The organism is Neisseria sp. P0014.S002, from assembly GCF_051958295.1.
Lineage (GTDB): Bacteria > Pseudomonadota > Gammaproteobacteria > Burkholderiales > Neisseriaceae > Neisseria > Neisseria flavescens_B.
The window spans coordinates 1-12,982 of sequence record NZ_JBQCVO010000017.1 but is presented as its reverse complement, the minus strand read 5'-3'; the positions used below and the strand labels follow the sequence as shown (position 1 = coordinate 12,982).

General features: G+C 47.9%; 12 protein-coding genes. 9 read left to right on the top strand and 3 right to left on the bottom strand.

Annotation, left to right across the window (positions count from 1 at the left end):
- Positions 1–111 precede the first annotated feature (111 nt).
- Both ACTHSX_RS10180 and ACTHSX_RS10175 read right to left on the bottom strand, forming a co-directional pair.
- The gene (locus ACTHSX_RS10180; RefSeq protein WP_440377568.1) at positions 112–2,577 is read right to left on the bottom strand and encodes a calcium-binding protein; all 2,466 of its coding nucleotides are present in this window, start codon (positions 2,575–2,577) and stop codon (positions 112–114) included.
- Between the two features lie 185 nt (positions 2,578–2,762).
- Positions 2,763–4,391 (bottom strand): ABC-F family ATPase, encoded by a 1,629-nt coding sequence (locus ACTHSX_RS10175; RefSeq protein ID WP_440377567.1) that lies wholly within the window; start codon positions 4,389–4,391, stop codon positions 2,763–2,765.
- Between the two features lie 89 nt (positions 4,392–4,480).
- Between ACTHSX_RS10175 and ACTHSX_RS10170 the strand changes: the two genes are divergently transcribed.
- The 5 genes from ACTHSX_RS10170 (at position 4,481) to ACTHSX_RS10150 (ending at position 8,245) form a co-directional block, all read left to right on the top strand.
- Positions 4,481–4,771, top strand: coding sequence for a hypothetical protein (locus ACTHSX_RS10170; RefSeq protein ID WP_432761062.1), 291 nt, complete (start codon positions 4,481–4,483; stop codon positions 4,769–4,771).
- Between the two features lie 13 nt (positions 4,772–4,784).
- Positions 4,785–5,234, top strand: coding sequence for a DUF4124 domain-containing protein (locus ACTHSX_RS10165; protein ID WP_254322912.1), 450 nt, complete (start codon positions 4,785–4,787; stop codon positions 5,232–5,234).
- Between the two features lie 159 nt (positions 5,235–5,393).
- Positions 5,394–6,230: a sulfate ABC transporter permease subunit CysT gene (gene cysT / locus ACTHSX_RS10160; RefSeq protein ID WP_003683475.1), complete on the top strand. Its 837-nt coding sequence runs from the start codon at positions 5,394–5,396 to the stop codon at positions 6,228–6,230.
- Positions 6,231–6,314: 84 nt separating this feature from the next.
- Entirely contained in the window at positions 6,315–7,175 is an 861-nt protein-coding gene (gene cysW, locus ACTHSX_RS10155) for a sulfate ABC transporter permease subunit CysW (RefSeq protein ID WP_440377566.1), read from the top strand.
- On the top strand, positions 7,172–8,245 hold the full coding sequence (locus tag ACTHSX_RS10150; RefSeq protein WP_440377565.1) for a sulfate/molybdate ABC transporter ATP-binding protein: 1,074 nt from the start codon (positions 7,172–7,174) through the stop codon (positions 8,243–8,245). The genes cysW and ACTHSX_RS10150 overlap by 4 nt, the downstream gene beginning before the upstream one ends.
- A gap of 53 nt (positions 8,246–8,298) precedes the next feature.
- Here the strand turns inward: ACTHSX_RS10150 and ung are convergent, their stop codons facing one another.
- Positions 8,299–8,958, bottom strand: coding sequence for a uracil-DNA glycosylase (ung, locus tag ACTHSX_RS10145; protein WP_440377564.1), 660 nt, complete (start codon positions 8,956–8,958; stop codon positions 8,299–8,301).
- A gap of 253 nt (positions 8,959–9,211) precedes the next feature.
- Between ung and ACTHSX_RS10140 the strand changes: the two genes are divergently transcribed.
- The 4 genes from ACTHSX_RS10140 to ACTHSX_RS10125 all read left to right on the top strand — a co-directional run bounded on the left by ACTHSX_RS10140 (position 9,212) and on the right by ACTHSX_RS10125 (position 12,845).
- On the top strand, positions 9,212–10,474 hold the full coding sequence (locus ACTHSX_RS10140; RefSeq protein ID WP_440377563.1) for a multifunctional CCA addition/repair protein: 1,263 nt from the start codon (positions 9,212–9,214) through the stop codon (positions 10,472–10,474).
- Positions 10,474–11,085, top strand: coding sequence for a hypothetical protein (locus tag ACTHSX_RS10135; RefSeq protein ID WP_440377562.1), 612 nt, complete (start codon positions 10,474–10,476; stop codon positions 11,083–11,085). The genes ACTHSX_RS10140 and ACTHSX_RS10135 overlap by 1 nt, the downstream gene beginning before the upstream one ends.
- Before the next feature lie 63 nt (positions 11,086–11,148).
- Positions 11,149–11,460, top strand: coding sequence for a hypothetical protein (locus ACTHSX_RS10130; RefSeq protein ID WP_003683532.1), 312 nt, complete (start codon positions 11,149–11,151; stop codon positions 11,458–11,460).
- 167 nt (positions 11,461–11,627) lie between these two features.
- Positions 11,628–12,845 (top strand): uracil-xanthine permease family protein, encoded by a 1,218-nt coding sequence (locus tag ACTHSX_RS10125; RefSeq protein ID WP_440377561.1) that lies wholly within the window; start codon positions 11,628–11,630, stop codon positions 12,843–12,845.
- Positions 12,846–12,982: the final 137 nt, after the last annotated feature.

Sequence of the window (12,982 nt, the reverse complement as noted above, 5' to 3'; positions counted from 1 at the left end):
AAGAAGGTGGTCATAAGAAATCCCCTAAATGTCTTAGTAGGAATTTAGGGGATTTTGGGGAATTTTGCAAAGGTCTCGGCCTTTTTTTTATTTAGCCTAATATACTGTCAATCAGATAATTCCAGCATTGGCGGCAACAGCTGTGTCATCATGAACATCGGCCGTATCGACAGATGAGTAGCTCATACGCTCAGTGTGTGTATTTACAGCTGACAAATTACTGATATTGCCATTACCTGACAACCTGCCCATCAACTCTTGCAGGCTCAATGTACCTTCATCGAAACGGAAGGTATCAATTACGGCATCGTTAGTGTTACTAGAAACGAATTGGTCATTGATGGTAATGCTGTCCCCTTCTGATCCCTTGATGGTAATTTTCCAATCGATATTGCCTCGAACATCAGTGATGGCATCAATATGCAGGTCATTAACAGAGATATTTTGGCCGAATTGCAGTGCATTATGTTCGCCCACATTATCGGTAATCGTATCCTTACCTTCTCCAAGGCTGAAAACATAAGTATCGGCACCCTTGCCGCCTACCAAGTAATCGGTTCCTTGTCCGCCGAACAAAACATCGTTACCATCGCCGCCATTCAAACGGTCATCGCCACTTTCGCCCCATAAGGTATCGTTGCCATTGCCTCCATGTACAGAGTCATTACCAATACCGCCATTAAGACGATCGTCCCCATCATAGCCGAAAATGATGTCATTACCTGAATCACCGTTAATCGTATCATTGCCCAAACCGCCTCTGATACGGTCATTGCCATCGCCGCCGCTGACAAGAGCATGGCTGCTGTCCGTAATGGTTATGATGTTATTCTCCCCTAAATGAAGCGAGGCTTGGGTAAGACTATGATCATCTACTTCCGCTACATTTTTTGCAGAATTATTTTCTGCTACCGAAAGGCTATGATTATTTTCGATGGTCAATGTCGTCTCGTTTACCGGCTCCGGAACATTGCCTTCTTTAGGATTACGGGTTTTGGTAATTTCTTGATCGGAAAGATTATTCACAATAGTGTTATTTTCAATTTTGATATTTTTGAGTTCTCCCAAAATATCTTTTTCGGGAGTAGCATAATCCCTGCCTTCTTCCAAATCGATAGAACCTTTAACACGACCATATGTATCTGCATTAGTCCCGTTGTTTACCAGTAAATTATCGTGAACGGAAATGCCTGTATCATTTAAATCAAAATTACGGCTGTTTTTGAATACAGTGTTTAAACGTACGCCGCTCCAATTGGCATTATCTTTGATAAGGTTATTGGCTACTTCATGGCCTTTGCCACCAAAGATACCAATACCGGCCGCACGCCAGCCTAATTCAACGGTATTATTCAAAAAGCGGTTATTTTCAGCAACATTGGCATTGGTATTCTCATGATTACTTGACCATGTTGCTAAGCCATCATCACCATTACCGCGGATATTGGAATTGATAACGGTAGAATTGCTGGTACCTTGAGCAAAGTTAACTCCGTCTGCAAAGTTGTTGCGAATAGTGGCATTGGAGATAGTCAAACCATCAGTGCAATTTAAAGGTTTGTTTTTAGAATAATCCCCAATCCAAACACCTACTTCAAAATGTTCAATTTTGATATCGTGAATAGAAGAGCCAGTACCTAAAGTTCCGGATATACCTTTGTAATTGGCTTGCTCATTATGTCTTGAATTTAGATTTGAATCCATAGAAAGATTGCCCAAATCTATATCTTTACTACCAGGTTCAAAAGTAATACCACCGCCACCGCTCACATAACCCTTATCATCATATTTAGCAGCTTCTGTATTCAAAAAATGTAACTTAGTGTGCCATTGCCCTGCACCGGTAATCTTAATGCCATCAGGAACATAAAGAAAAATCGGACGTGAAAAATCAAATTGACCTTCAGGAATGTAAACAGATTTTTTAGACGCTTTGGCAGATTCAATCGCAGCCATGAATGCTTGGTAATCATCCGAGCCATCATTGGCGACTGCGCCGAAATCAGTAATGCTGACACTGTTTTCAGGCTGTCTAATGGCGTCCGGTGCCTTTTCCAAATCAATCAAGTCAATGCCTACGGGCGTGCTGTCGAGATTAGTGATGGTAACTGTATCTCCTTTATTGATATGGGCATCTTTAAATAATTGGCTGACTTCGTCAAATTGGAAGCGGGCAAGCCTATCTGCCGCGGGTGTATCATAAACTTTGGCATCCGGATGATATTTATAGTTATCCAAATATTGCCAGTTAGATTTGGAAGACAAATCCAAAGTACCGATCACTGTATCATTGACTTTGACCTCTACTTTACCGCTTTCACCGTCAGGAACGGTATAACGGACGGTTGCCGCATTAGCATCTGCTTTCGCAATAAATGAAACAGACGCATTGGTCGGCAAATCGACATATGCCTGACCGCTTGCTTCACGGGCAGTTGCGCGATCTGCTTCTTTAGAAGAAGACTGGTTCTCAATGATACCGTTCTTCAACTCGCCTTGTTCTGCCTCGTAAGTCGTATAGGCAAGTTTTGCACCATATTGGGAAGCGTTTGGTACTACAGTTTTAAGGTCTATCATTTAATATATTCCTTCAAAAATATTGTATTTTTAAATTAATCTTCGATACAGGCTCCTATTGGTCATAAAATCAGCATAAAAGTTCAGTAATCTATTATTAAGTTTGATAAAGAAAAAAATGCCGTCTGAAAACACAACGGTTTTCAGACGGCATTTCAATATCTTAATAGCTTATCAGCATGAGCTTAAACTAAGCCTTTTTTCTCCAGATAGCTTTCGTAATCGCCCAAGTAGTGTTCATATCCGCCTTTGCCATCCAATTCGATGATTTGGGTAGCCAATGAAGATACAAACTGACGGTCATGCGAGACGAAAATCAGCGTGCCGTTGTATTTTTCCAGCGCCATGTTCAAAGATTCGATACTTTCCATGTCCATGTGGTTGGTCGGTTCGTCCATGACCAAGACATTGGGTTTCAACAGCAACAGTTTGCCGTAAAGCATACGGCCTTTTTCGCCACCTGAGAGAACCTTCACTTTTTTCACGACATCGTTGCTGCCGAAGAGCAAGCGGCCCAAAGTGCCGCGGATGACTTGTTCGTCATCGCCTTCCTGACCCCATTGGCGCATCCATTCGCTCAGGTCCATATCGACGTCGAAGTCGTTTTCATGGTCTTGCGGATAGTAGCCAACACTGGCTTTTTCCGCCCATTTGATGGTGCCTTCGTCCGGCAGCAGGCCGTCTGAATATTCGGGGTTGTATGCGCCTGCCAAGAGTTTCAGCAAGGTAGATTTACCTGCGCCGTTCGGGCCGATGATGGCGAGGCGCTGGCCTGCTTCAAGGATAAAGTTCAGGTTTTTAAACAACTGGGTTTCAAAACGTTTGGCCAGTTTTTCAACTTCCACAGCCTGACGGTGCAACTTGGCTTTTTCATCGGCTTCAAAACGGATATATGGGTTTTGACGGGTAGAAGGTTTGACTTCGACCATCTCCGATTTGATTTTGTCTGCCTGTTTCAGACGACTGGTTGCCTGACGGGCTTTGGATTTGTTGGCGGAGAAGCGAGCAACGAACTCTTGCAGCTCTTGCAGTTTCTCTTTGGCTTTGGCGTTGTCTTTCAGGGTGCGCTCACGCGATTGGGCGGAAGCGAGCATATAGTCGTCGTAATTGCCCGGATAGATGGTGATGGTGTTGTAGTCCAAATCCGCCATGTGTGTGCAGACTTCGTTCAAAAAGTGACGGTCGTGCGAGATAATGATCATGGTGGAGTCGTATTGGTTCAACACACCTTCCAACCAACGGATGGTATTAATGTCCAAGTTATTGGTCGGTTCGTCCAAAAGTAATACGTCTGGCTTGGAGAACAGGGCTTGCGCCAGCAATACGCGCAGTTTGAAGCCCGGGGCAACTTCTGCCATGGTCGCATTGTGCAAATCTTCGGAAATGCCCACGCCGCTCAACAATTCGGCAGCGCGTGCTTCGGCGGTGTAGCCGTCGTATTCGGCGAACTTAGCCTCCAGTTCGGCGGCTTTCATGTAGTCGTCTTCGGTGGCTTCGGGATTGGCGTAAATCGCATCACGCTCGGTCATTGCCGCCCACATTTCGGTGTGACCCATCATCACCACGTCCAGCACGCGCATGTCTTCGTAGGCAAACTGGTCTTGGCGCAATTTACCCAAACGCACGCCGTTTTCAATCGCGACTTCGCCGGCAGTCTGTTCCAAATCGCCGCCGAGGATTTTCATGAAGGTGGATTTGCCTGAGCCGTTGGCGCCGATCAAGCCGTAACGGTTGCCTTCGCCAAATTTGACGGATACGTTTTCAAACAGCGGCTTTGCGCCGAACTGCATGGTGATGCCGTTGGTAGAAATCATTATTCGTAAAACCTTTATAAATAGAATGTTATAATCGGACGCGATTGTAGCATATTTTTGCAAAGACCTCAGGATTGAGGCCATGGCAAATGCGCCCAATTTCAATGCAAGATAAAAACAGACAACGCTTCACGCAAAAATGCGTTGTAGGCAGTATTTCAGGCCGTCTGAAACGGAGAAACGATATGGAAACGCACAAAATCTATTACGCCGTAATTATTTTGGTATGTGCCGCCTCCATGCTGCTCAGCCCGTTTTTCTATATCCGCCGCACGCGCTCGGGCGCCGAATTGCGGCGCGCACCCAGACAGTGGAAACCCATCCTCTTCGCCAACATCATCATGATTGCGGCTTTGTTTGTTTGGTGGAAATGGTTTTAAGGAAAAATAAAAAATGAACAAAATTTGGATCAGCACATTACTGCTCGCTTTGACAACTGCAGTTTCCGCCGCGCCCATTTTTGAATGTACCGATTCCGCAGGCCGCAAAGTCTATACCCAAGCCGGCGGCAAAAACTGCAAAGCCAGCAATATCGGCAAACCGTCCGTATATACTTCTGCGCCTGTTTCAACACCGGCAACGCTGATTTCCCCAAGCAAAACCGAGCAAGCAGAAGAAGCTGTCGCCCCGGTCAATCCGGCTGATGTCGGCGCGGCCAAGCGTGCTTTAGATACTGCCAAGAAAAATTTGGAAGAAGGCAAAAAAGTGCGTTATGGTAATGAACGCAACTATGCCCGCTATCTCGAACGGATCAATGGTTTGGAAAAAGCCGTCCGCTCGGCTCAGGAAAACTATGACGCGGCGCAACACCAGCCCTCATCGCCTGAATCTGTTGCTTATTGATTCCCCAACACCAGCAAGGCCGTCTGAAATTTGATGTTCAGACGGCCTTTTCATCTTTTCAATATAACAAAATCGTCTTTATACCAAACAAAGCATTCTTTCCAGTTTTCAGACGGCCTTGTTAAAGTAAGCGTGTATTAAATTCTGACGGTTGCCATTATGTTGTTACTCAAAACACCTTCTGTATTGCCGGGTTTTAAGCTCAGCCTAGGCTTGACGGTTTTGTGCCTGTCGCTTTTGGTGGTTTTGCCGTTTGCGATGATGGCGGCCAAAGCGGCGGAAATTGGCTGGAGCGGATTTTGGAACACGATTACCGAACCCAATGTCTTGGCGGCCGTCTGGCTGAGTTTGCGAATGTCGTTTTATGCGATGTTGACCAATATCGTGTTCGGCACGTTGGTTGCCTGGGTATTGGTGCGCTACGAATTTCCGGGCAAAGGGTTGGTAAACGCTTTGGTCGATTTGCCGTTTGCGCTGCCGACGGCGGTAACAGGCATTGCGTTGGCGACCCTGTATGCGCCCAATGGCTGGATAGGCCGTTTTTTTGAGCCTTTGGGCATCAAAATCGCCTTTACACCCATCGGCATTTGGATTGCGCTGATTGTCGTCAGCCTGCCCTTTATCGTCCGCGCCGTGCAGCCGGTATTGGAAGAATTATCGGGCGAATATGAAGAAGCGGCGGCGACTTTGGGCGCAAGCCGTTGGACTACGTTTCGCCGCGTCCTCTTGCCTGAAATCACACCGGCCCTGTTAACCGGCGCGGGCATGATGTTTGCCCGCTCTACCGGCGAATACGGCTCTGTCATTTTTATCGCGGGCAATATTCCGATGGTGTCTGAAATCCTGCCCTTGATTATTACCGGCAAACTGGAGCAATACGATGCTCAGGGCGCATCAGCCGTTGCTCTGTTTATGCTGATGATTTCATTTGTTATCCTGCTGATTTTGAACATTATGCAATGGACTTTGAGCCGCCGTGCCGGAGCAAAGGTTTAACAAACAACAGGCCGTCTGAAACACCAAGCAAACATTTTTCAGACGGCCTAAACGGATACAAGAATAAATAGAGACTTCACTAACATGAAAACCCATTCCACCAATCCAAACCTGAGCGAACCGCGTTGGCTGCGCGTGTTGCTGACTGCTACCGCCTTGGGCTTTCTGCTGCTGATGCTGGTCGTGCCTTTGGTTGCCGTATTCTATGAGGCCTTAAAAGGCGGTTGGGATTTGTACCTGCAATCCTTGATCGATCCCGAGGCATGGTCTGCCATCAAATTAACGCTGATTACCGCGCTGATTGTCGTTCCCGTCAATGCCGTATTGGGCGTGGCGATGGCGTGGCTGCTGACCCGTTTCGACTTCCGCGGCAAGCAGTTGCTGACCACCCTGCTCGATTTGCCGTTTTCCGTATCGCCCGTGGTGGCCGGTTTGATGTTCGTCTTATTGTTCGGCGCGCACACGGCATTGGGCGGCTGGCTGGAAGCGCAAGGCATACAGATTATCTTCGCCATCCCCGGCATTATTTTGGCGACGCTGTTCGTTACCTTCCCCTTTGTCGCACGCGAAATCATCCCGCTGATGCAGGCGCAGGGCGACAGCGAAGAACAGGCAGCGCTGATACTCGGCGCAAGCGGCTGGCAGATGTTTTGGCGCGTTACCCTGCCGAACATCAAATGGGCGCTGCTCTACGGCATCATCCTCACCAACGCCCGCGCGATGGGCGAGTTCGGCGCGGTCAGCGTGGTATCGGGGCATATCCGTGGCGAAACCAATACCATCCCGCTTTTGGTCGAAATTTTCTACAACGAATACAACTTCACCGGCGCATTCGCCCTCTCCGGCGTATTGGCACTTTTAGCCTTGGCCACCTTGCTGGTGCAAAATATCATCACCAAATTACAAGATAAAAAACTCGCCGCCGCCGAAAGGAACGCAGCATGAGCATCACCATCCAAAACCTAAACAAACACTTCGGCAGTTTCCACGCGCTGAAAAACATTAACCTCAACGTCCCCACCGGCAAACTCGTTTCCCTGCTCGGTCCTTCCGGCTGCGGCAAAACCACGCTCCTACGCATCATCGCCGGACTGGAAAACGCCGACGGCGGCCAAATTCTCTTTGACGGCCAAGACGTTACCGCCAAGCATGTGCGCGAGCGCAAAGTCGGTTTCGTGTTCCAACACTACGCCCTTTTCCGCCACATGAACGTGTTTGACAACGTTGCTTTCGGTTTGACCGTATTGCCCAAGTCCGAACGCCCGTCCAAAGAACAAATCCGCGCCAAAGTCGAAGAATTGCTCAAACTCGTGCAGCTCTCCCACCTCGCCAAATCCTATCCGCACCAGCTCTCCGGCGGCCAACGCCAGCGCATCGCCCTCGCCCGCGCGCTTGCGGTCGAACCGAAACTCCTGCTTTTGGACGAACCCTTCGGCGCGCTGGATGCCAAAGTACGCAAAGAATTACGCACTTGGCTGCGCGACATTCATCACAACCTAGGCGTAACCAGCATTTTGGTTACACACGACCAAGAAGAAGCCCTTGAAGTTTCCGACGAAATCGTCGTCATGAATCACGGCAAAATCGAACAAACCGGCAGCGCCGAAGCCATTTACCGCAAACCTGAAAACGCCTTCGTTACCGAGTTCTTAGGCGAAACCGACGCTTTTGAAGGTCGTATCGAAAAAGGCATCTGGCACTACAACGGCTTCGCATGGAAATTGGACGCGCACTACAAATGGCAGGAGCAAACCGCCACCGGCTACATCCGACCACACGAATGGCAGCTTGCCGCCGAACACGAAACCCCGATGATTCGTGCCAAAATAGAAAAAATCCACGCCGTCGGCGCATTGACGCATATTTTGGTAAAACACGACAAACAAGACGTACATATCACGCTGGCTGGCAGCGATGCCGCGCGTTACCAAATCGCCGAAGGCAAAGAATTGAAGCTGATTCCAAAACAGGTTTATGTCTTTTCTCAAAACGAACTGATTGAATATTCGATTTGAGACTAAATCATAAGGCCGTCTGAAAATCTGCTTTCAGACGGCCTTTTATCTTATTAAACCTGCCAATCAATCGGCTCTAAACCATGCGCCTGCAAATAAGCGTTTGCCTGCGAAAAATGTTTGCAGCCGAAAAAGCCACGATACGCCGACAAGGGCGAAGGATGCGGCGCGGTCAGCACCAAATGGCGGTTGCGGTCGATAAACGCGCCTTTCTTCTGCGCATGGCTGCCCCACAGCATAAAGACTAAATGCTCGCGTTCCTTATCCAATTGTCGGATAACTTCATCGGTAAACGCCTCCCAACCAAAAGTCGCATGAGAATGCGCCGCACCGGCACGGACAGTCAATACCGTGTTCAACAGCAACACGCCCTGTTCCGCCCAATGCTGCAAATAGCCGTGTTGCGGAATCTGAAAGCCCTCAATATCCGTCGCCAACTCTTTATAAATATTGACCAGCGACGGCGGCACCGCAATTTCAGGTTGCACGGAAAACGCCAAACCATGTGCCTGACCTGCGCCGTGATACGGGTCTTGCCCCAATATCACTACTTTTACATTTCCGAATTCAGTCGTCCGAAAGGCATTGAATACATCGCGTTCAGGCGGATAAACGGTTATCCCCGCCTGCCTTTCATGGCGCACCTTCTCCAAAATAGTTTGAAAATACGCCTTTTCTTTTTCCGCACCAATTGCCTCGTGCCAAGTCTGCATTATTTGCTGCTCCGTATTTGAATGGACTTATTATAACTGAAATAATTTTCAACCTGTTGTTGCCGCTTTGGACGAAGCGGCAGGCAGATGGGGGTGTAAAAGTCTTGCGTTACGAAATCAAAGACTTGGCTCCGCTGGTTTGAAAATCATCGACGGCAACAAGCCTAAAGCCTCATAATAGCGTTCTGACTCAGGCCGTCTGAAAACCCAATACGGCTTTTCAGACGGCCTTTTTATATCGTTCGATTTTTATATGAATACACAAACCATCAAAACTTATCTTGTCGGCGGCGCAGTCCGCGACCATCTGTTAGGCCTGCCCGTTAAGGATCGCGACTGGGTAGTCATCGGTGCAGATGCGCAAACCATGTTGGCTCAAGGCTATCAACCTGTCGGCAAGGATTTTCCCGTCTTTCTCCATCCGGACAGCCATGAAGAATACGCCCTCGCCCGTACCGAGCGCAAAACCGCCAAAGGCTATGCCGGATTCAGTTTTCATGCCGATAAAGACGTTACGCTGGAACAAGACCTGATGCGCCGCGACCTGACCATCAATGCCATGGCTCAGGATTCAGACGGCACAATCATCGATCCTTTTGGCGGACAACAAGACTTGACGGCCGGCATCCTGCGCCACGTTTCGCCTGCCTTTGCCGAAGACCCCGTGCGGATTTTGCGTATCGCCCGTTTTGCCGCGCGTTATGGTTTTCAAATTGCCGATGAAACCATGTCGCTGATGCGGCAAATGGTAGAAAACGGTGAAGCAGATGCCTTGGTTGCCGAACGCGTCTGGCAGGAATTGGCCAAAGGCTTGATGGAAAAAAATCCGCGCCGAATGATTGAAGTTTTACGCGAATGCGGCGCACTCAAAGTTTTACTACCCGAAGTAGATGCCCTGTTCGGCGTACCGCAACGCGCTGACTATCATCCCGAAATCGACAGCGGTATTCATACGCTGATGGTTGTACAACGAGCAGCAGAAATGAATCTGTCCCTCGCCGAACGCTATGCCGCCTTATTGCACGACTTAGGCAAGGCAAAAACACCGACCGATATCCTGCCGAAACACTACGGACATGATATCAACGGCGTCGAACCCGTCCGTGAAGTCAATCAACGCCTGCGCGCACCCAAACACTGCGCCGAGCTTGCCGAACTTGTCTGCCGTTGGCACATCATGTTCCATCAAGTCTGGCAGTTCAAAAGCAAAACCATTTTGAATGTTTTGAAAAAAACCGACGCATTCCGCCGCCCAGAACGTTTTCAGACGGCCTTAAACGTCTGCGTGGCCGACAAACAAGGCCGTCTGAACCTTGAAGACGCCCCCTATCCGCAGCGTGATCACTGGCTGGCCTTACTTGAGGCCGCCAACCAAGTAGATGCAGGCAAAATTGCCGCCGAGTGCCGCGCGCAAGGCAAATCCCATTTAATTGCCGAACAAATCGATCATGCCCGCTTGGCGCAAATTACACCGCTGCAAAAAGCGTATCAGGATGAAAAAATAGGAGGCTATTGATGGCATCTTCGCGTTATAAAATTGAACAAACACCTAGCAAAATTACCTTGTCAGCAAAAATTATACGCAACAGACTCAAACTTCTATTAACTTGCAGAGATCTTGTAATCGTACTATTGATATTGGCAAACATTCCAAATTTAAATTTTGAATCAACATTTAATATCATACTCCTCATATTTTTAGGCCTACTTTCTTGCCAATGTATTTATGACTTACTGTGGCAACTTTTTGGACAAGAATATATCCATGTTCAAAATGGAATACTTTCACACCAATTCGCGCTGTTTGGATTGGGAAAAGGTAAAAAATTTTCACTCGTAGAAATATCGCAATGGCAGCCACATGAGAACTATGCAAATACTAAAAACACTAAAATCACACTGCGTAACTATTTGAGTCAGAGAAGGAATACATCCACCATCTCCAGCCCCTTACGACAACCAAATAGTAAACAAGGTGCATGGTCATTTGTTTATCATGGGAAAACCATATACATTGGAGAATTTTTTTATAGCGACGATTACCAAGCAATTAACTCTAAATTAAACAACCTAATACCGAAAAAAGCCAAAAAAGGGACACTTTCCGAACCAGAACACGGACTTTGAAACATCCGCCACAATATCCGCTATAATCTGCACCTTGACCATCTTATTTCAACAATAAAAATCATGACTATCCAGACCGATTTACTTCACGAAAAAATCAGCAATGAAGATTATCAACGCCTCATTATCAAACACAGCGAATCTTTCAGCGACGGCGAAATCCGCCTATTAAACGAAATCCTTGAAAAATTCCGCTTTGATGTCGTACAGGCTCAAGCTTTGGCGCAAGCCGTCATGCAGCAGGTGCGCTTCGATCCGAACGACTACCATATCGATAGCGATGATGAAGATACAACCGGCATCTGTCCGCACTGCATCAATCCGCCCATGCCGCCTCTGCGCGATTATTTGGTTTGGCGCGAAACGCGCGGCTGAAAATTTTCCTAATCGATTTTGATAAGTTATTAACCATTCGCTATCGAACAAGGCCGTCTGAACAGGTGTCATCGTTACATTTGTTCAGACGGCCTTTTGTAAATAAATGTTCATGACTAGGATAAATCAGTATAATTTGCGCCGTTTAAATTTTCTTCGGAGCTTTTATGAACCAGCTTAAAACGGCGATAGCCGGTGCGCAGATTTTGTTTGTCGCATTCGGTGCCATGGTGCTTGTACCGCTTTTGACGGGACTGAACCCGGCTTTGGCATTATTGGGCGCAGGCTTGGGCACTTTGTTGTTCCAATTGGTTACGAAATGTAAAGTGCCGATTTTCCTCGGCTCTTCTTTTGCCTTTATCGCACCGATTATCTACTCCATCGGCGAATGGGGCCTGCCTTCTACCATGTTCGGCCTGTTTGCGGCCGGCTTCATGTACTTTGTCTTTGCCGCGCTGATCAGATGGCGCGGTCTGGATGCGGTACACAAACTGTTACCGCCCGTGGTTATCGGCCCGGTGATTATGGTAATCGGTTTGTCCGTAGCCGCTGCAGCCAGCAGCATGGCCATGGGTCAGGCAGATGGAAAACAGGTCATCGACTATATCGACTCGCTGATTCTGTCCGGCTTTACCTTTGCGGTACCCGTTATTGTTTCTGTCTTCGGCAGCAAAATGATGAAGCTGATTCCAATTCTGATCGGCGTGGCTTCCGGCTATGTATTGGCTTTGATCATGGGCCTTGTCGATACCAGCGCCATCATCAACGCTCCTTGGTTTGCCGTCCCTCATTTTGAAACGCCTCAAGTCAACTGGCAGGCTGCTTTGTTTATGTTGCCCGTCGCCATCGCCCCGGCCATCGAACACATCGGCGGCATTATGGCTATCGGTAATGTAACCGGCAAAAACTACACCAAAGACCCGGGCTTGGACAAAACCCTCGCCGGCGACGGCTTGGGCGTGTGCGTAGCCGGTTTGATTGGCGGCCCTCCTGTAACCACTTACGGCGAAGTAACCGGCGCGGTGATGATTACCAAAAACAGCAACCCCGTTATCATGACTTGGGCGGCAATTTTTGCGATTTTGATGGCGTTTTTCGGTAAATTTAACGCGTTTTTGGCTTCGATTCCCATGCCGGTTATGGGCGGCATTATGTTGCTGCTGTTCGGTACAATCGCCTCTTTGGGCATCAAAACATTGATTGATGCGAAAGTCGATTTGATGCAGCCGAAAAATCTGGTTATCGTTAGCTCCGTATTGACGACCGGTATCGGCGGCATGATTATCAAAATAGGTACTTTAAGCTTCGCCGGTGTAGGTTTATGCGCCGTATTGGCCATTATTCTGAACTGCGTTTTGCCCAATACAAAATCAGAAGAAGCATAAATAACTTGTTCAGCGTTCATAAACTCAAAGGCCGTCTGAAACTGAGATTTCAGACGGCCTGAGACCTTTGCAAAATTCCCCAAAATCCCCTAAATTCCTACTAAGACATTTAGGGGATTTCTTATGACCACCTTCTT